This is a genomic window from Pseudomonas sp. RP-B7, assembly GCF_059803535.1.
Window position 1 is genome coordinate 518,335 of the sequence record NZ_JAPFHC010000001.1, and the last position, 19,194, is coordinate 537,528.

At 60.2% G+C, this 19,194-nt stretch carries 17 protein-coding genes; 5 read left to right on the forward strand and 12 right to left on the reverse strand.

All coding sequences use genetic code 11. The annotated features are described in order from the left end of the window. Positions 1-153: 153 nt before the first annotated feature. From OPU96_RS02255 to gnd, 3 genes are read right to left on the reverse strand one after another with little or no spacing between them, the layout of a single operon-like run. Complete coding sequence (locus OPU96_RS02255) at positions 154-984, reverse strand: HAD family hydrolase (protein ID WP_226457154.1); 831 nt, start codon at positions 982-984, stop codon at positions 154-156. Further along, entirely contained in the window at positions 981-2,504 is a 1,524-nt protein-coding gene (gene zwf / locus OPU96_RS02260; RefSeq protein ID WP_192299665.1) for a glucose-6-phosphate dehydrogenase, read from the reverse strand. The genes OPU96_RS02255 and zwf overlap by 4 nt, the downstream gene beginning before the upstream one ends. Beyond that, the gene (gene gnd, locus OPU96_RS02265; RefSeq protein ID WP_192299666.1) at positions 2,501-3,484 is read right to left on the reverse strand and encodes a phosphogluconate dehydrogenase (NAD(+)-dependent, decarboxylating); all 984 of its coding nucleotides are present in this window, start codon (positions 3,482-3,484) and stop codon (positions 2,501-2,503) included. Before gnd ends, zwf begins: the two co-directional genes overlap by 4 nt. A 270-nt stretch (positions 3,485-3,754) precedes the next feature. Here gnd and OPU96_RS02270 point away from each other — a divergent pair, with 270 nt between their 5' ends. The 4 genes from OPU96_RS02270 to OPU96_RS02285 all read left to right on the forward strand — a co-directional run bounded on the left by OPU96_RS02270 (position 3,755) and on the right by OPU96_RS02285 (position 8,556). After that, the gene (locus OPU96_RS02270) at positions 3,755-3,931 is read left to right on the forward strand and encodes a DUF6026 family protein (protein ID WP_268945373.1); all 177 of its coding nucleotides are present in this window, start codon (positions 3,755-3,757) and stop codon (positions 3,929-3,931) included. A gap of 140 nt (positions 3,932-4,071) precedes the next feature. After that, positions 4,072-5,814 carry a phosphoethanolamine transferase CptA gene (locus OPU96_RS02275; protein ID WP_498558576.1) on the forward strand — a complete coding sequence of 581 codons (1,743 nt, stop codon included), beginning with the start codon at positions 4,072-4,074 and terminating at the stop codon, positions 5,812-5,814. Between the two features lie 128 nt (positions 5,815-5,942). After that, positions 5,943-8,180: a TonB-dependent siderophore receptor gene (locus OPU96_RS02280; protein ID WP_498558577.1), complete on the forward strand. Its 2,238-nt coding sequence runs from the start codon at positions 5,943-5,945 to the stop codon at positions 8,178-8,180. 154 nt (positions 8,181-8,334) lie between these two features. Then, the gene (locus OPU96_RS02285; RefSeq protein WP_226457158.1) at positions 8,335-8,556 is read left to right on the forward strand and encodes a hypothetical protein; all 222 of its coding nucleotides are present in this window, start codon (positions 8,335-8,337) and stop codon (positions 8,554-8,556) included. Between the two features lie 97 nt (positions 8,557-8,653). Here the strand turns inward: OPU96_RS02285 and OPU96_RS02290 are convergent, their stop codons facing one another. The 8 genes from OPU96_RS02290 to OPU96_RS02325 form a co-directional block, all read right to left on the reverse strand. Then, positions 8,654-9,145: a GNAT family N-acetyltransferase gene (locus OPU96_RS02290; protein WP_226457159.1), complete on the reverse strand. Its 492-nt coding sequence runs from the start codon at positions 9,143-9,145 to the stop codon at positions 8,654-8,656. Between the two features lie 165 nt (positions 9,146-9,310). After that, complete coding sequence (zapE, locus tag OPU96_RS02295; RefSeq protein WP_226457160.1) at positions 9,311-10,417, reverse strand: cell division protein ZapE; 1,107 nt, start codon at positions 10,415-10,417, stop codon at positions 9,311-9,313. A 5-nt stretch (positions 10,418-10,422) separates the two neighbouring features. Then, entirely contained in the window at positions 10,423-13,080 is a 2,658-nt protein-coding gene (gene pepN, locus OPU96_RS02300; protein ID WP_498558578.1) for an aminopeptidase N, read from the reverse strand. 13 nt (positions 13,081-13,093) lie between these two features. Further along, positions 13,094-13,924: a DUF2797 domain-containing protein gene (locus OPU96_RS02305; RefSeq protein ID WP_192299674.1), complete on the reverse strand. Its 831-nt coding sequence runs from the start codon at positions 13,922-13,924 to the stop codon at positions 13,094-13,096. Then, positions 13,921-14,181, reverse strand: a complete 261-nt coding sequence (locus tag OPU96_RS02310; RefSeq protein ID WP_065927897.1) for a YeaC family protein — start codon at positions 14,179-14,181, stop codon at positions 13,921-13,923. Before OPU96_RS02310 ends, OPU96_RS02305 begins: the two co-directional genes overlap by 4 nt. A gap of 13 nt (positions 14,182-14,194) precedes the next feature. Further along, the gene (locus tag OPU96_RS02315) at positions 14,195-15,064 is read right to left on the reverse strand and encodes a rhomboid family intramembrane serine protease (protein ID WP_226457163.1); all 870 of its coding nucleotides are present in this window, start codon (positions 15,062-15,064) and stop codon (positions 14,195-14,197) included. Further along, a complete protein-coding gene (locus OPU96_RS02320; RefSeq protein WP_226457164.1) occupies positions 15,061-16,032 on the reverse strand; it encodes a metallophosphoesterase in 972 nt (323 codons plus the stop codon). Before OPU96_RS02320 ends, OPU96_RS02315 begins: the two co-directional genes overlap by 4 nt. Beyond that, positions 16,032-16,922, reverse strand: coding sequence for an NAD(+) kinase (locus tag OPU96_RS02325; protein ID WP_003217892.1), 891 nt, complete (start codon positions 16,920-16,922; stop codon positions 16,032-16,034). The genes OPU96_RS02320 and OPU96_RS02325 overlap by 1 nt, the downstream gene beginning before the upstream one ends. A gap of 145 nt (positions 16,923-17,067) precedes the next feature. On the opposite strand from OPU96_RS02325, the gene OPU96_RS02330 reads away from it, so the two are divergent. Further along, positions 17,068-18,015 carry a DUF1853 family protein gene (locus OPU96_RS02330; RefSeq protein ID WP_498558579.1) on the forward strand — a complete coding sequence of 316 codons (948 nt, stop codon included), beginning with the start codon at positions 17,068-17,070 and terminating at the stop codon, positions 18,013-18,015. 112 nt (positions 18,016-18,127) lie between these two features. On the opposite strand, the gene OPU96_RS02335 is transcribed toward OPU96_RS02330, so the two are convergent. After that, complete coding sequence (locus OPU96_RS02335) at positions 18,128-19,150, reverse strand: hypothetical protein (protein WP_498558580.1); 1,023 nt, start codon at positions 19,148-19,150, stop codon at positions 18,128-18,130. Positions 19,151-19,194 lie beyond the last annotated feature (44 nt).

Sequence of the window (19,194 nt, forward strand, 5' to 3'; positions counted from 1 at the left end):
TGTGGTATCGGCTACAGCGAGAGCCCATTGAGGGCAGAGGATGCGTGCGTGGCCACGGGACGACTCCTTGTCGTGTCGTGGCGCCCCGTCGATCAGGGCGCCAAGGGCGGCCAGCAGTATCGAGGTACAACGCAGAGGGCCTGTGGTAGCTGTCTATCGCAGGCCGGCAGACAAGATGAAACGCTCGAAGGCTTCGGCAGCGCCATCCTCGACATGACTGCCGGTGACCACGCTGGCCTGACGCTTGACGGCCTCCTCGGCCTGCCCCATGGCAATCGACAACCCGGCCACCTGGAACATCGCCGGGTCATTGCCGCCATCCCCAATCGCCGCCGTTTGCTCCAGCGGCACTCCGAGGTGGGCGGCCAGGGTCTTCAACGCCTCGCCTTTGTTGGCCAGCATCGCCGTCACGTCCAGGTACACCGGCTGTGAACGCGAGACCTGCGCCAGCCCTTGCACCCTGGGCTGCAACTGCGCTTCCAGTTCAATCAAGCGTTGCGTATCGAGGCTGGCGGCGACGATTTTGTCGATGCGGTCCAGGTACGGCTCGAAACTCTCCACTACGACCGGGCCATAACCCAAGCCATCGGTCTCGCGCTGCACCATCGGCCCTGGTAGGTCGCGGCGCAGCCAGTCACCGTCGGCAAACACCCAGGTTTCGACGTCCGGCGCGGCCGAAAACAGCGCCAGGGCAATCAGCGCCGCTTCAGCAGGCAGATGATGGGCGACAAGCACGCTGCCATCAGGACTGATCAACGTGCCGCCATTGAAGCCGGCCACCGGAATATCGATACCGAAAGTCTCGACCATAGGCAGCATGGCCTTGGGCGGACGCCCGCTGGCCAGGCTGAAAAACACCCCGGCGGCGCGCAACGCACGAACCGTATCAACGGTGCGTTGGCTGGGCCGGTGATCGGGATGCAGCAGGGTGCCGTCCAGGTCGCTGAGGATAAAGCGGATGGGATGAATCGCGGCATCACTCATCCGAGGGAGTGCCATGTGCGGCCATCACGGGCCAGCAACGCGTCTGCCGCGGCGGGGCCATCTTCGCCGGCCTTGTAGGGCTGGATGCCGTCATCCTGCTTCCAGGCATCGAGGAACGGTTGCACCGCACGCCAGCCGTTTTCGATGTTGTCGGCACGCTGGAACAAGGTCTGGTCGCCGGTCATGCAGTCGTAGATCAAGGTTTCGTAGCCTGTCGACGGCTGCACTTCAAAGAAGTCCTTGTAGGCAAAACCCAGCTGGATATTGGCCATGTCCAGGGTCGGCCCAGGTTTTTTGGCCAGCAGGTCGAACCACATGCCTTCGTTCGGCTGGATCTGGATCTTCAGGTAGGTGGGCTTGAGCTCATCCACCTCGGTGTCGCGGAACTGCGCATAAGGCGCAGGCTTGAAGCAGATGACGATTTCGGTGTCGCGCACACTCATGCGCTTGCCGGTGCGCAGGTAGAACGGCACGCCAACCCAGCGCCAGTTGTCGATCATCACCTTGAGGGCGACAAAGGTCTCGGTACTGCTGTCGGGCGCGACGTTGGCTTCTTCGCGGTAACCGGGCAGTGGCTTGCCGCCGATTGCACCGGCGGTGTATTGCCCGCGTACCGAGTTGGCTCGCGCATCCTCCAGGGACCAGGGCCGCACGGCACCAATCACCTTGGCTTTTTCACCGCGCACCGCGTCGGCACCAAACGCAGCGGGAGGTTCCATGGCCACCATCGCCAGCAACTGGAACAAGTGATTGGGCACCATGTCGCGCAAGGTGCCGGTTTTTTCGAAGAAATTGCCCCGGGTTTCAACGCCGACGGTTTCGGCGGCGGTGATTTGCACGTGGTCAATGTAATGGTTGTTCCAGAATGCCTCGAACAGCACATTGGAAAAACGGCTGATGAGGATGTTCTGTACGGTTTCCTTGCCCAGGTAATGGTCGATGCGATAGATCTGCTTCTCGCTCATCACCTTGAGCAGGCTGGCGTTCAACGCTTCGGCGGTGGCCAAGTCGGAGCCGAAGGGTTTTTCGATGACCACGCGGCGAAAGCCATCCTCGGTTTCCGACAATAGCCCCGCGCTGCCCAGGCGCTGCGCCACTTCACTGAAGAAGCGCGGCGCGGTGGCCAGGTAGAACACCGCATTGGCGGTGCCGCTGTCGGCGATCTTCTTGCCGATGTCCACGTAGGTGCTGTCGTCGAGGAAGTCACCCTCGACGTAGCTGATGTTCTTGGCCAACTGGGCCCACAACTGTGGGTCCAGGGCATTGTCGGCATTGCCCTTGACCTTGCTGGCGGCCTCGGTGCGGATGAAGTCCTCGAGCTTCTTGGCAAAGTCGGCGTCGCTGATGGCGTTGTGATCAACGCCAACAATACGCAGGCCATCGCCCAGCAACCCATCTCGACTGAGGTTGTACAGCGCCGGCATCAGCAGGCGCTTGACCAGGTCGCCATGGGCGCCAAACAGAAACAATATGGTGGGTGGAGCGGGTTCGGCCTTGGACTTCTTGCCGTTGGCGGTCATTTTTTGGACGTCTCCACATGGCCACCAAAGCCGAAGCGCATGGCGGAAAGCATTTTGTCACCGTAGGTGCTCTGCTGGCGCGAACGGAAACGGGCGAACAACGAAGTGGACAGCACCGGCACCGGCACGGCTTGTTCCATGGCCGCTTCGATGGTCCAGCGGCCTTCGCCACTGTCGGCCACGGAGCCGGAGTAGCCGTCGAGTTTCGGGTCGGTGGCCAGGGCGTCGGCGGTCAGGTCCAGCAGCCAGGACGACACCACGCTGCCACGGCGCCAGACTTCGGCGATGTCGGCGACGTTGAGGTCAAAACGTTGATCTTCTGGGAGGTTGTCCGAGTTCTTGGTCTTGAGGATGTCGAAACCTTCGGCAAACGCCTGCATCATCCCGTATTCGATGCCGTTGTGGATCATCTTGACGAAGTGCCCGGAACCCGCGGGGCCTGCGTGGATGTAGCCCTGCTCGGCGCGCGGGTCAGCGCTGTCTTTGCGGTCTTTGGTACGCGGGATGTTGCCGATGCCCGGGGCCAGGGTCTTGAAGATCGGGTCCAGGCGCTGCACGGTTTCGGTGTCGCCGCCGATCATCATGCAATAGCCGCGCTCCAGGCCCCAAACGCCGCCGGACGTGCCGACGTCAACGTAGTGCAGGCCCTTTTCCGCCAGTGCCTTGCCGCGACGCACGTCATCCTTATAGTTGGTGTTGCCGCCGTCGATGATCACATCGCCAGCCTCCAGCAGCGTGCTCAGCTCATTGATGGTGTCTTCGGTGGGCGCGCCTGCTGGCAGCATGACCCATACGGCACGCGGCTGTTGCAGCCCGGCGACCAGTTCCTTGAGGCCGCCGACGCCAGTGGCGCCCTCTTCGCTCAAGGTTTTGACAAATGCTTCGTTACGGTCGAAAACAACGGTGGTATGCCCATTGAGCATCAGGCGCCGTGCAATATTCCCGCCCATGCGGCCTAGTCCGATAATCCCCAGTTGCATGTGCTGATGCTCCTAACTACTAAAAAAATGTGTGACATAGTTTATAGCGCAATGCGCCTAATGAGGATCAGAACCGCACAGATCCATTCAGTTTCATGACAAAAAAATAGCCATCGTTTCAACATCACGGCAGCGAAAGTCACACGACCACCAAAAATAAAAAAGTTCCCTTGCTGCAAAAAAGAATTCAGACTTGCTTCCGACTGATGCCGAGAACCCCGAATCAAGCGTTCTGGCACCGCGATCCACCGGCTATTTGCGAGGCAAGCAATGAGCACAGCACAGATGACCCGCCCTCCACAGACCCTCTACGTCACTGTCCGTCGCGATGAACTGCGCCAGTTGAAGGATGAGCGCGATCAATTGCAGCAGGAAGTGCTGCGCCTGCGTTCGCACCTGCAAGGCCAGCTCAGCCAAGCCCCAGCCCCGACACTGAGCGCCTCGTAAGGTAATCCTTACAAATAACTCACAAAGTTTTCACACCCCCTTCTCGATACTCCAGCCCCCAAGGGCCACCCCATGCAAGGGTGGCTTGTGTTGCGTGCGTCCCTGCACACAGCTGAAAAATAACCGGGTTGGAGCGCTGGATGGCGATGTTCAAACGCAGCACTAAGTCTGCGAAAGGCTTTGATTGGGCTGGCCTGTGCTGGCTGTTCCTGTTTTTCTGGTACTTTTCGGGCATTACTCAACTTCTGATCCAATTGACCGGCATTTCCGGTTTTGCGGGCTTTCGTCAGGCGTTCTTCATGAGTGCGCTGTGGCTGGCCCCGTTGTTGATATTCCCGCGCCAAACCCGTTTGCTTTCCGCCTTGATTGGCGTGGTGCTGTGGGCCTGCTCCATGGCCAGCCTGGGTTATTTCTTCATCTACCAGCAGGAATTTTCCCAAAGCGTCATCTTCATCATGTTCGAGTCGAACATCTCTGAAGCCGGCGAATATGCCACCCAGTACTTCGCCTGGTGGATCGTGCTGGCGTTCATTGCCCACACCGCCGTGGCCATATTCCTCTGGACCCGTGTACGCCCGGTCTACCTGCCACGCGGACAGGCGTTGGTGGCGGCCGCCGCTATCGTAATTGCGATTGTCGGCTACCCACTGGTCAAGCAGATCGCCCGCAGCGACACCCTGGAAGAGGCCTTCGATCGCTTCGAAGCCCGTATCGAACCGGCGGTGCCGTGGCAGATGATCGTCGCCTATCACCGCTACACCCAGCAGTTGGACAACATGCAGGGTATGCTCGACAGCGCCAGCCAGATCCCGCCGCTGCGTAATCTGAAGGACAACATGGCCGGCCAACCGTCGACCCTGGTGCTGGTAATCGGCGAGTCCACCAACCGCCAGCGCATGAGCCTCTATGGCTACCCGCGCAACACCACACCGGAACTGGACAAGCTGCGCGATCAGCTGGCGGTGTTCGACAACGTCATCACCCCGCGCCCCTACACCATCGAAGCGCTGCAACAGGTCCTCACCTTCGCCGACGAAGAGAACCCGGACCTGTACCTCAAGACCCCATCCATCGTCAGCGTGATGAAGCAGGCCGGTTACAAAACCTACTGGATCACCAACCAGCAGACCATGACCAAGCGCAACACCATGCTTACCACCTTCTCCGAACAAGCTGACGAGCAGGTGTACCTGAACAACAACCGCAACCAGAACGCCCGCCAGTACGACGGCGACGTGTTGCCACCGTTCGCCAAGGCCCTGGCCGACCCGGCGGAGCGCAAGTTCATCGTGGTGCACTTGCTCGGCACCCACATGAGCTACCAGTACCGTTACCCGCCGACCTTCGACAAGTTCACCGACCGCCAGGGCGTACCTGCCGGGATCAGCGACGACCAGTTGCCGACCTACAACAGCTACGACAATGCCGTGCTGTACAACGACTTCGTGGTGTCGAGCCTGATCAAGGACTACGCCAAGACCGACCCGAACGGCTTTTTGCTGTACCTCTCGGACCATGGCGAAGACGTATTCGATTCCGCCGGCCACACCACCCTGGGGCGCAACGAAGGCAAGCCGACGGCACCGATGTACACCATTCCGTTCATGGCCTACGCCTCGCCGAAATGGCGCGAAAGCCACGACTGGAGCTTTGCCGGCGACTTGCAGCGGCCCTACAGCAGCTCGCAGTTGATCCACACCTGGGCCGACCTGGCCGGGCTGAGTTTCGACGAACTGGACCATAGCAAGAGCCTGGTCAGCGACAGCTTCAAGGCGCGCCCACAGATGATCGGCAACCCGTACATGCGCCAGCAGAAGCCGTTGATTGATTTCAGTTTGATCAAACCGAAGAAGACCGAGCCTACGGATGTGGTGGCCAAGTAAACGACCGCTCGTAACAAAAAAATAACAATCATTCTCATCCAGCCCTAAAGTTCGGGCGCTCCTTTCGTCTTTGAGCCAAGGCCTTTTCTTACCGAGAAGGCCTCAAAGACGACAAGGAGTCTTCCGCGATGTTCGCGCCTTTTACCCGTTCCATGACCTTCTCCCTCGGCCTGTTCAGTGCCGCACTGAGCCCGCACCTGCTGGCTGAAACCGACCCCGACGCCACGCCGAGCAAGGCCCTGGAGCTGGGCAGCACCAGCATCACCGCCGAAGGCCTTGGCACCACCACCGAGCACACCGGGGCCTATACGACCGGCTCGATGAGCACCGCCACCCGGCTGAACCTGTCGATCAAGGAAACCCCGCAGTCGATCTCGGTGGTGACTCGCCAGCAGATGGATGATTTCAATCTCAATACACTGACTGATGTACTGCGCCAGACCACCGGGGTTACCGTCCAGCATCTGGATTCGGACCGGGCGGGCTACTCGTCGCGTGGCTACGGCATCGATAACTTCCAGATCGACGGCATGCTCAACACCTTCGGGCGCATGAAGTCAGACGCCGACACCATCATCTACGACCGTATTGAAGTGGTGCGGGGCGCCACCGGATTGACCACCGGCGCCGGCAACCCTTCGGCCACGGTCAACATGATCCGCAAACGTCCCACCGCCCAGTGGCAAGCCAAGACCGGCGTCAGCGGTGGCAGCCATGACAACTACTACAGCTACCTGGACGTCGGCGGCCCACTGGCATTTGATGGGCGCCTGCGTGGGCGTACGGTGCTGGCGTACCGCGACAGCAAGTCGTTTCGCGACAATTACGCGCTGCAACGGGAAGTCGGCTACGGCATTCTCGAAGGCGACCTGACAGACGACACCGTGGTCGCCGTAGGCTTCGATTACCAGAACAAACATGTGCAGGGCAGCTCCTGGGGCACCCTTCCCTATTGGAACAGCGACGGCAGCAAGGCACGACTCTCGCGCTCGGCCAACCTGGCGGCAGATTGGAGCTCCTGGCCACTCAAGGACAAGACCACCTTTGCCTCCATCGACCACAAGCTGTCGGCCGACTGGCGTCTCAAAGCCGCTTATACCCATCGACAAAGCGATACCGACGGCAAGGTGTATTACGGCGGTGCGGGCTTCCCCAATCCGGATGGCAGTGGCATGACCGCCTGGACCAACCAGATGGTCGGCACTTCGAAAATGGACGTGGTCGATTTGAATCTCAACGGCACCTATGCGCTGCTGGGTCGCGAGCATGAGCTGATGGTGGGTTACGGTGAGTCCCAGCAGCGCGATGCTTCGCCCTACCAGCGCTTCACCACGCCTGACGGCTACGAAACCATCGAGGACTGGAAGCACATGGGCACCATCGCCAAGTTCCCCGACCGCACCACCAACCTTCAGGGCGAACACTCGCGCAAGAAACAGAAGGCCGGTTACCTCGCCACGCGCCTGAGCCTGACCGACAAACTGCACGCCGTGCTGGGCAGCCGTTATGGCAGTTGGGACATCGAAAGCGTGTCGCCGGAGTACGACGCCAGCTTCAACCTGACCAAAGCCACCAAAACCAGCCAGACCCACAACGACATGTGGACCCCCTACGCGGGCCTGCTGTACGACATCACGCCGCAGTACACCGTGTACGCCAGCTACACCGACATCTTCAACCCGCAAAGCGTGCGTGATGTCAGCCGCAAATACCTTGAGCCCGTGGTCGGCAGCAACTATGAGCTCGGCATCAAGGGCAGCCTGCTCAACGAGCGCGTAAACCTGGCCGCTGCGTATTTCTGGAGCACCCAGGACAACGTCGCCGAGCTGGACAACGCAGCCGAACCAGACCCAGTGACCCGCGAACAGTTCTACACATCCAGCGGCAAAGGCAGCAAGGTCCAAGGGTTCGAGGCCGAGGTATCGGGCGAAGTGCTGCCCGACTGGAACCTCACGGCGGGCTACAGCTACACGCACTCGCTCAATGGTGATAAGCAACGCAACAACACCAACGTACCGCTGAACATGCTCAAGGTATCGACGTCCTACCGCCTGCCGGGCGAATGGCGCGGGCTGACAGTGGGCGGCGGAGTGAACTGGCAGAGTGATTTCTACCAGTTCGCCGACCGCCCCAGCGGTGGCCGGGACGATGAGGGCTACCTGAACACCGAACGCGCCAAGATCACCCAGCAGGCCTACACCGTCGTCAACTTGATGTCGCGCTACCAGTTCGACGAGCACGTTTCGGCTTCGGTGAACGTGAATAATCTATTCGATAAAAAGTACTACGAACGCGTCGGCTTTTATAACGGCGTGTATTGGGGCGATCCACGTTCTATTACACTGGCGCTGGACTGGAAACTTTAATCCCCCTGCCCTGCGGCGCTTCGAAACTTAACAAAAATATTAAGTTTCGACGCCGCTCAGTTAAGCCTCTCTTAATAAAGCCTGCACATAATCGGCCCCACGAGTCTGGTCCAAGCGGACCGACACCCCTCAAAACCAACTGGGAATACCGACGATGAAACTCTCTACGCTGATGCTTGCAGGCTTGATGACCCTGACCTCTGCTGCCGCTTTTGCCGAAGGCGGCGCCGAGCGTTCGAAGGAGTTCTACGCCAACTTCAAGCTCATGCAAGAGCAGTCCAATGGCAAAGCCGAGCAAACTGCGGCCAATGACGCAAAACAACCAAAGCCTGAACAAGCGGCTCAACGCGGCGACGAGCAACAACCGAAGATTTAATCAACGCGCAACTCCCTTAGCCTTCCCGCTCCTTTGGCCAAGGTAAACTTGGCGCCAGATTCTGGCGCCTTTTTTTGCACGCTTAACAAATCACTACTTACAACGGTTTATTCCAGAACAGCATGCGGCCGTGCGCCGGATCAAACTTCGAATCGTCAAAACCAAACTTCCGATACGCCGATTGTGCGACTGCATTGCCCTCAAGTACTTCCAGGGTAATCTTGCAGCAACCACGCTGACGGGCGATTTCTTCGACCTTCTGCAGCATTTTCTGGCTAAGACCCAAGCCACGGAACTGTTGCATCACCACCACATCATGGATGTTGACCAAGGGACGGCACGCAAAGGTCGAGAACCCCTCGAAGCAGTTGACCAACCCCGCCGGCTCACCGCCGACAAATGCCAGCACGCTGAATGCGTGTGGGCGCTTGGCCAGCTCGCCAGGCAGTTGCAGCAACAGGTCGGCAGGCAAGCTGTGACCGCCCCCCATCGGGTCTTCGGCGTAATGGTTGAGTACCAGGCTGATGGCCTCGGCGTGCACGGTATTGGTGTAGCTGGCTTGCAGCACCAGAATGTCTGGAGTGTCCATTGCCTTCCTCGATCGCCACAACACGGGAATCGTCTCCCTTTGAGGCGAACGATTGTATGCGCGGCGCAGGCTATAGATGAAGGAGATTTACTACCAATACCCGACAGAAACGGCACAGGTTGTGCGCATCCACACGCACCAACAAGGCAGTGCGCGGAATTTTTCTCACATGCCAAAGCGCTGCAACTGCATCTCCTGCAAACGGCTGAGTGTGCGACGAAATGCAAATTCCAGGTAGCCTTCGGTGTAAAGACACTCCAGAGGCACCGCCGCCTCGATGAACAACGGCACCTTGCGGTCGTAGCACTCATCCACCAGCGCAATGAAACGCCGCACGCTGTCATCGTGTACCGACAGTTCGGGTAGCTCCCGATCCCCCGCCGCCACCCGCTGTGCACCGTCCTCAGTGCCACGTGCAATGCGTCCCGGACGCTTCTGCGCGCTCAGGTTGGGCACCTCGCCCACCAAGATCGCACGGTAACGATCACACAACTGCATGAAATCCATGGCCGACAGCGGTTGCTCGCATAGGTCGGCATAACGGCACCAGAGCACGGTCTCGCTGGCCTGCACTGCCATGATCGAACGATAACCGACGCTGACCGCCCCCTTGCTGACGGCTTGCCCTTCACTCAAGTGCTTGAACACCTCGGCCAAGGCCTCGGGCCGATTCACCCAATAACGTTGCAGCCCGGTGCCAGGGTGTAGACGGTGATCCTCAGCGCCGTCCACTGCCACCACCTGCATATGCTGTTTGATCGCCGCGATACCCGGCAGGAAACGCTCGCGGTTGAACCCGCCGGCGTACAACTGGTCGGGCGGCTGGTTGGATGTGCAGACCATCACCACCCCCTCGTCAAACATCACCTGGAACAGGCGACCCAGGATGATGGCGTCACCAATGTCATTGACGAACAGCTCGTCAAAACACAGCACGCGCACCTCCCGGGCCAACTCTCGGGCCAGGGCTTGCAAGGGATCGTGGATACCCGTGAGCTGAAACGAGCGCTGGTGCACCCAGCCCATGAAGTGATGAAAATGCTGGCGCCGCGCCGGCACGCGCAGGCTTTGATAGAACTGGTCCATCAGCCAGGTCTTGCCACGCCCCACCGGCCCCCACAGGTAAACCCCGGCGACGTGTGAACGGCCTTGATGCAGCGCCTCGTGACACGCTTGCAAAGCCTCCACCGCCCGACGCTGGGCGTCGTCGGTGACGAAGCCCTGCTCGGCGATGGCGTGCTGATAGGCGGCCAGTGGCGAATCAAATGCCATGGGCTTTACGCAAGGCTCTTGCTGACCACCTCGAACACGTCGCTCGACAACTCACCCGAGGCGCGAATGCGCTCCAGCTCGGCCTTCATCAGCGCCTGACGTGCGCTGTCATACTTGCGCCAGCGGGTCAGCGGCGCCAATTGACGCGAAGCAATCTGCGGGTTGAACCCGTTCAACTGGATCACCAGATCCGCCAGGAAGCGATAGCCCGAGCCATCTGCCGCGTGGAAGTTGATCAGGTTCTGCCCGGCAAACGCGCCAATCAATGCACGCACCTTGTTCGGGTTCTTCAGGGTGAACGCCGGGTGCTCCATCAACGCCCGCACCCGCGCCAACCCGCCGGGCAAGGTGCTGCCGGCCTGGACGCTGAACCACTGGTCCATGACCAGCGGGTTGTCCTTGAAGTTCTCGGCAAATACCGCCAATGCCTGGGCCTTCTCGGCGTCAAACGGCGAATTGACCAACACCGCCAGTGCGGTCAGGCGCTCGGTCATGTTGTCGCTGGCGTCGAACTGCTCCAACGTCGCAGCCAACACCTCGGGCTTGCCGCTGAGCATCAGGTAGGACAACGCAATATTCTGCAAAGCACGACGGGCAAAGTGCTCGGCCGCGGCCACGTAAGGGGTCTTCTTCGACAGCTCGCGATTGGCCTGGTAACGCAGCCACAAGGCGTCATGCAGCTTGTCCGCCAATTGTTTGCGGGCAAACTCGCGGGCAGCGTGGATGGCATCGACATCCGCCACTTCGCTGATTTCCGTCAGATAGGCTTCGCCTGGCAGCGCGAGCATTTCCGCAACCATTGCCTGGTCCAGCGATTCATCGCTGAGCACCGTGCCCAGCGCGTCGACCAGGCGCTGGTCCAGCTGCAGCGGCTGACCGGCCTGATGCTGGCCGATCAGTTCCTGCAACACCTGTACCGCCAACTGCTGGCCGGCGTCCCAGCGGTTGAAGCCGTCGCTGTCGTGCTGCATCAGGAACATCAGTTGATCGCGGTTGTACGGGAAGCTCAACTTCACCGGCGCCGAGAAGCCGCGCAGCAGCGAAGGCAGCGGCTGCTCGGGGATGTCGACGAACGTGAAGGTCTGCTCGGCCTCGGTCACCGAGATCACCCGTGACGTAGCACCAGCGCTGGCTTCGCCGGCCAGACGCAAGGCGATAGCCGCGCCCCGCGCGTCCAGCAAGCCCAACGCCACGGGAATCACGAACGGCAGTTTTTCCACCTTGTCCGGGGTTTGCGGGCAGCTCTGGCGGAAGGTCAGGCTGTAGGTTTTTGCCACGGCATCGTAGGACTCGCTCACAGCCAGGCGTGGGGTGCCGGCCTGGCTGTACCAGCGCTTGAACTGGGTCAGGTCGGCACCGTTGGCGTCTTCCATGGCCTTGATGAAGTCGTCGCAGGTCACGGCCTGGCCGTCATGGCGTTCGAAATACAGGTCGCTGCCTTTGCGGAAGCCTTCGGCACCGAGCAAGGTATGGATCATACCGACCACTTCCGAACCCTTTTCGTACACGGTCAGGGTGTAGAAGTTGGATATCTCGATAAAGCTGTCCGGGCGCACCGCGTGAGCCATGGGGCCGGCGTCTTCAGCGAACTGGTGCGTACGCAGGTACGCCACGTCCTGAATGCGCTTGACGGTGGCCGAGTTCATGTCGGCAGAGAATTGCGAGTCACGGTAGACGGTGAACCCTTCCTTGAGCGACAGCTGGAACCAGTCGCGGCAGGTCACGCGGTTGCCCGACCAGTTGTGGAAGTATTCGTGGGCGACAATCGCCTCGACCCGCTGGTGCGCGGCATCGGTGGCGGTTTCGGCACGGGCCAGCACGGCGCTGGAGTTGAAGATGTTGAGGCCCTTGTTTTCCATGGCGCCCATGTTGAAGTCGTTGACGGCAACAATCATGAAGATGTCGAGATCGTACTCACGGCCGTAGGTTTCTTCGTCCCAGCGCATGGATTTTTTCAGGCTGGTCATGGCGTGCTGGCATTTGTCGATGTTTTCCGGCTCGACGTAGATGCGCAATGCCACTTCACGCTGGGTCATGGTGGTGAAGCTGTCTTCAACGCACCACAGGTCACCGGCTACCAGCGCAAACAGGTAGGCCGGTTTCTTGAACGGGTCTTCCCAGGTCGCCCAGTGGCGGCCGTCTTCGCCCGGGCCGCTGGCAATCGGGTTGCCGTTGGACAGCAGCACCGGGTAGCTGTGCTGTTCGGCGATCACCGTGGTGGTGAAGGTGCTCATGACGTCAGGGCGGTCGAGGTAGTAGGTGATCTTGCGGAAGCCCTCGGCTTCGCACTGGGTGCAGAACATGCCGCCGGATTTGTACAGGCCTTCAAGGGCGGTGTTGGTTTCCGGGTGGATTTTTACCGTGGTATCCAAGGTAAACGTCTCACTTTTCGGCTGCAGCGTGAGGTGACTGTCGGTCAACTGGTAATCGGCGCCAGCAAGTTGCTGGTCCGCCAGGTTCACGCTCAACAGCTCAAGTTGCTGCCCATCCAGCACCAGCGGCGGCAAGCCCGCGCCGCGCTCAGGGTTACGGCGCATTACCAGTTGCGCGTGGACCAGGCTGTGGTCCTCGAACAACTCGAAGGTCAGGTGCGTCTCGTCGATCAGGTAGTCCGGCGCCTGATAGTCCTTGAGGTAAATCATCTTCGGTTGTTCGGTGCGCATGCTTGGTGTCCTTCTACTGATGCACGGCGAGCTGGTAGGCCGTGTACTTGCGGATATTGATGACGCCGGTATCGAAGATCAGGTATTGGCCCTTGACCCCCAGCAGCGTGCCTTCGGCAATCGGGTTCTTGTCCAGATTGAAGCTGACGATCTTGGCGGGATATTGCTCCACCGGGTAGCGGATTTCTATCGGCTCGATGTCGGTAACGGGTTGGATGGCTTGTAGGCCAAAGCGTTCCTGCAAGGCGCTGATGCCTTCGGCACAGGACGTGAACAGTTCATCGCGCACTTGCTTGAGGTCCACGGACGCAGCGTCGCCTTTGAGCAATGCGCGCCAATTGGTCTTGTCGGCCACTTGGCTACGGAACACATCTTCAACGAAACCGGACTGCTGGCGGGTCGCCACGCGCATGATCGGCAGCGCCTGGCTCGCGCCCTGGTCCAACCAACGGGTCGGCAACTGAGTGGCACGGGTGATACCGACCTTGATCCCCGACGAATTCGCCAGGTACACCACATGGTCGGTCATGCAGAATTTCTCGCCCCAGGACGGTTCACGGCAGGTGCCTGCGTCGTAATGGCAACGCTCGGGGCTCATGATGCACAGGTCACACTGCGCCAGCTTGGTCATGCACGGGTAGCAATACCCCTGGCTGAAGCTGGTCTTGGTCTTGCGGCCGCAATGGCTGCAATGGATGGCGCCAAGGTATTCCAGGCGGATATGGCTGCCGATCAACGGATTGACCGGCACCTCGGCATCGCCCAGGCGAAACGCGTATTGAACGGTCGGCTCACCGAGTTGCGCCGACATTTTGCTGACTGCACCACGACCGATTTCAATCAATGGATCGCATCCGACTTGAACAGGATGTTCGGTACGGTGGTCGACTTCGACTGGCATTCCTGCGGGCCCATGTAGCCGGTGCGCTGCTCTTCCGGCAGGTTCTGGATTTCCCAGGCAATCATCGCCTGCAACGACAGCTCGCGTTGCTCGGCACTGAGCTTACGGCCATCGGACCATTTGCCGATTTCCACGGCAAGCTTGAGGCTCGCGTAGATGTCCGGGGTGATGTTTTCGATCATTTCAGCAAAAGAGGACATGAGCTCTTCCTTATCAAATAGAAGATTTGCGGCGGTTGTACACACCACCCAGCAAACCGGTCAGGCAACCGATAACCAAGCCACCGACGTGGGCCGCGTTGGCGATTTCGCCGAAACCGATCATCGAGACCAGCCCCGACATGCACAACACCAGCCACACCAGCATCATCACCAGCACCCCACGGGGCAGACGATACGCCGGGTTGGGCGACAGTAATTGAAAAATCCAGCAATGCCCGAGCAAGCCATACAACACACCGGACAAACCGCCGAACAGGCTCGGACCGCCGTAAGCGTATTGCGCGTAGTTGGAGACCAGGCTGAACAACAGGGTCAGGCCGAGCAGGTTGATGCTGCCCTGGCGCACTTCGATGCGCCGGCCCAGCTCCCAGTACCACATGCCGTTCATGGCCAGGTGCAGGATGCCGAAGTGGATCAGCATCGGCGTGACCAGGCGCCACCACTGGCCCGACGCAAGGCTGTCGGCCAACGGCGTGAACTGGATGTATTCGCCCATGATGCGAAACGGCAGAAACGTCAGCCAGGCCATGGCCTGCAGGTTTTCACCAAGCAAGGTCACCGCACCCACGATAATGCTCGCCAGCAGCACCAACGCGGTCACCGGGCTGTGGCGCAGTTGCTGCACAAAGCTTGGGCGCGTCACCGGCGCCTGCTCGGGAATATCCAGTTGCTGGTCCGGGTCACCGGCAGGAAAGCGTTGATACAACACGCGCACGTCGTCACTGATGGTTTCCGGCACCCACAACACCTGCTCGCCCGCTTCCTCGCTGACGCGATGGGGCACCTGCATGCGTTGCAGCAGCTTGACGAAACCGCTCAGGTCAACGCTCAGGGGCAAGCGCAATACCGCCACGCTACTCATACAATCACCTCGGGTCGCTCAACGTCGACCCATACGAATTTACGTGGGTCCAGGCGGGTTTCCTGGTCCAGTCGATACGCCACCAACTTGCCGTACAGCACCGCGCTGTAGTCCAGGCAGGCCAGGTTCTCGCGGATCGGTGCCGGTTTGCCGCTGCGCCAGTAATGCCCGACGAACAACAATGGCTCGTCGATGCCATAGCGCAGCAGGGAATTCTTTTCGGTGGACGACAACGGCGTACGCGCCACCGGTTCGGGCAGTGCGTCGGGCTGGAACACGATGTCGCCGTAGGTTTTCGGGTCGTCTTCCCAGAATTTGGTGCGAAAGAACGAGCGCGTCAGGCCATCACCGCCGGTCAGCGTCAAGCCGTCCGGCAAGCGCATGTCGGTACCGCGCAACAGGCGATCAAAGGCGTTGCAGGCAAAGCTGCCCGGCACAGCGGCGGCCTGCAGGAAATGCTGGTCGATGCAGCCATCCGGGAACGTCGCACGCAAAGGTTGGATGAAGCCGTCATCCCAGCACGCATGCACCACACGAAAGCGCCCGGCGTCGACAAACAGCGGCATGTCGTAGAACCAGCCGAGGAAGTCATGCCAGTCGCCGGGGTGCTGTTCGAATTGGGTCAGCGTCTCGTGGAGCAACCGCGCATGCCGTGGGTTGTGTTCGCGCACGAACTGCTTGCCGCTGCCCGGCGGCGCCGGTGTGCTCCAGCCCAGCGCATTGAATTCATGGTTACCCATGATGCACAGCGCCTGGCCTGCTTCGGTCATGTCGTGGACGATATGCAGCGCCTCGCGAATACGCGGACCGCGGTCGATAATATCGCCCAGGAACACCGCCATCCGCGACGGGTGGCGCCAGGTGCCGCCCAGCTTGTGGTAGCCCATTTGGTCGAGCAAGTGCTCAAGGGTATGGGCGCAACCGTGCACGTCACCAATCAGGTCGTAGCTACGCGCGGGATCGAGCATCAGTCGCCTCCACCCCCCAAGCGGCTGCCCCAGCCCAACTTGGTGCGGCACACTTCGTAGTAGTTGTGGTCCAGCGGGTGGATCAACCGCAACTTCTGTGCCTTCTTGCTCACGGTGATGGTGTCACCGGGGGCGCAGGTGAAATGGTTCTGCCCGTCACACGATACCTGCGGGTAGATCTGCATGTCTTTGGACACCACGATTTTCAGCTCACTGTTGCCATCGACCACAATCGGCCGGCTGGACAACATATGAGGGTACATCGGCACGATCACAATGGCATCCAGCTTGGGATGCATGATCGGACCACCGGCGGACAGCGCGTAGGCGGTGGAGCCGGTGGGCGTGGCGACGATCAGGCCGTCAGCCTTCTGGCTGCACACGAACTGGCCGTCGATATACAGCTCGAACTCGATCATACGCGTGGACTTGCCGGGGTGCAGCACCACGTCATTGAGGGCATCGCCCTGGCCGATGGCTTCACCATGGCGGCGCACTTCGGCTTGCAGCAGGAAGCGGTTTTCCACCAGGTAGTGGCCGTCGAGCACCTTGGCCACTTCGACTTCCAGCTCATCCGGGCGGATGTCCGTCAGGAAACCCAAGCTCCCCCGGTTGATCCCCAGCACCGGCACGTTATGCCGCGCCAACGCCCGGGCAGCGCCAAGCAGGCTGCCGTCGCCCCCGACCACGATGACCATGTCACAGACTTCGCCGAGCATCTTGCGCGACGAGGTTTGCAGGCCATGGCCCGGCAGGATTTCGGCGATGGTGTCTTCGAGGATCACATGCAGGTGGCGTTCCAGCAGGAATTTTTTCAGCCGGCGGACGGTGTCCAGCACCTGGGTACTGCCCAGGCGACCGATAATGCCGATATTGCGAAACTGCTCCATGGGGCTCCTGCGGGGTGTGCGGCGTGGCGGAAAACCGCGATTATGGGCGAAAGGCCGCCCCAGGCAAAATCCTTTGTCGCCGCGAAGCCTTGATGACAATGGTTCTCAGCCACCTGCACCACGGTTAAACGGCTATGCTCGGACCATGACTGTGTTCCCGGATCTGCACAACCTGCCCCGCCAGTTGCGCCGCCCTGAGGTGCGCGACCTCGCGTGGGTGATGCTCGCACCGCCGATGCTCAGCCAGACGCCGTGGCCGCAACGCCATCCATTGGCGGGCAGCGATTGGGTGCAAGCGCCGCATTTGCTGGAAGGCTGGCTACGTCAACTCGATCAAGACAGCAGCGCACTGCAACAGTGGCTGAGTCTGTCCCGCACCCGACGCCTTGGCCTGTACTACGAGCGGTTGTGGCAGTTCGCCGTGCAGCACGCGCCCGGTGTGGAATTGCTGGCCGCCAACCTGCCGATCCGCCGTGCCGGACATACCCTCGGGGAGCTGGATATGCTGCTGCGCGACCGCGATGGCGTGCATCACCTGGAATTGGCGATCAAACTATACCTCGGCCCTCAAGCTGGCGACGGTAGAGACACCGCCTTGTGGCTGGGCCCTGGCTGCCATGATCGGCTGGACCGCAAGCTGACGCACCTGGCCCAACACCAATTGCCGATTTCTGCGCGGGCGGAGAGCCGCGAAGCGCTGGCCGCTCTGGATATTCAGCAGTTCGACGCGCATTTATGGCTGGGTGGCTACTTGCTCTACCCCTGGCCCGGCGAAGCCGACGAACCCCTTGGCGCCCACCCTCAACATTTGCGCGGACGCTGGCTGCATCAGCGCGACTGGCAAGCATTCGCCAGCACCCGCCAACCCGGCCGCTGGCAACCCCTGCCCCGCCATGCCTGGCTGGCGCCAGCACATTACCCTGCGAGTGAGGTGTGGAGTGAAGCGCAGATGCAGGGGTGGCTGGAAGAACTCGACCCGATGGCGCCGGCGCAGTTGTTAGTGCGGATGGTGCAAATGGACGGGGATTGGGAAGAGGCGGAGCGGTTGTTTTTGGTGGCGGATCTTTGGCCGGATGTGCCGGGGGGTGGCTGAAAACTGCGTGGCGCGTTTTCTGTCCCCAACGCAAGCAAGCCAGCTCACACCGCAAATAGGCAGCGCGGGCCAACCCGGGAACTGGCTTGGCTGGGCAGCGTCACCCTGCCTATTAAGGAAACTCTACTTCGCGCAATGGGTGCATGCTTTCCGGGACCGGGTGGGTTAGCCCGTTTGCATCCGTCTTCCACTTGTTTATTCGGCCGTCCTTACCGACCAGCCGATAGTCATAGGTCGGCAACTTGTTGCCCCATTCGTCCACAATGAGGTACTGCCCGAAACCGGGTTTGTCCGGGACGGGGAGCCATTCGGGTAATAACTGCGGGCGGCGGTCCGGGCACTTGTGGTAAGTCCAGGGGGAAAGGCAATCGCCGGCGCGGCCGGTGCGCAGGCTTTGAAGCTTTAAAAAGTCGGGCTGTGATCGACCATCGGCTACGACAGTGCCGTCGGGATAGGTGAAGACAGTGTGGTTACCTTCTTTCTTCTCCTTTGGTTGTGTGGAGAAGACAGTAAATGCCGAATGCAATCTGGGCTCGAAGTACACAGTGCGGGCTTTCAACGCCTGGTACATCAGATAAATTTCACCCTCACCGGCCAGGCTAATGTGTTTTTTATAACCGCCAAGAAAAGCCTCACTTAACCAGGGATAATAGTCCTTCCGTAGCACCAAATCCCCATCGACCTTTATGTTTGCTCCGCCTCGTGGCGAGTTGTTGTAGTCGAACATCACAACTACACCCCCGCCGCCCCCGTCGATTACGTTCTCGCCAAAGCGCGCCGGGTCTGCATAGACCACGCCAAACGTCACATTCGCCAGATGCCAGCGACACGCACCGCCCCCATCCTTTGGCAGTTCCACTTGGTAAAGGTCACTCTCGCCTTGACGTTCAAATTCTTTGTAGATTGAGTGATGACCATCCTGCTCTAAACGCTGACCGCTGGCTCCAGAGCTGATGCGCTTACAGGTAGCCGAGCGATACATGACCCACATGGTTTCGGTTTTCAGTTCCTTGGGCAGTTTCACCGTGACGGTTATCTTTTCACTGTCAGCAGGCGGCGACAGGCTGTAGTCCTGACGGCAACCACTTAGGCCAAAAAACAGCGTGCATAAAACCAGATAGATGCGATAGAGCATGGCAATGCTCCTTCGGGTATCGACGGGTACGATGGTTGAATTTC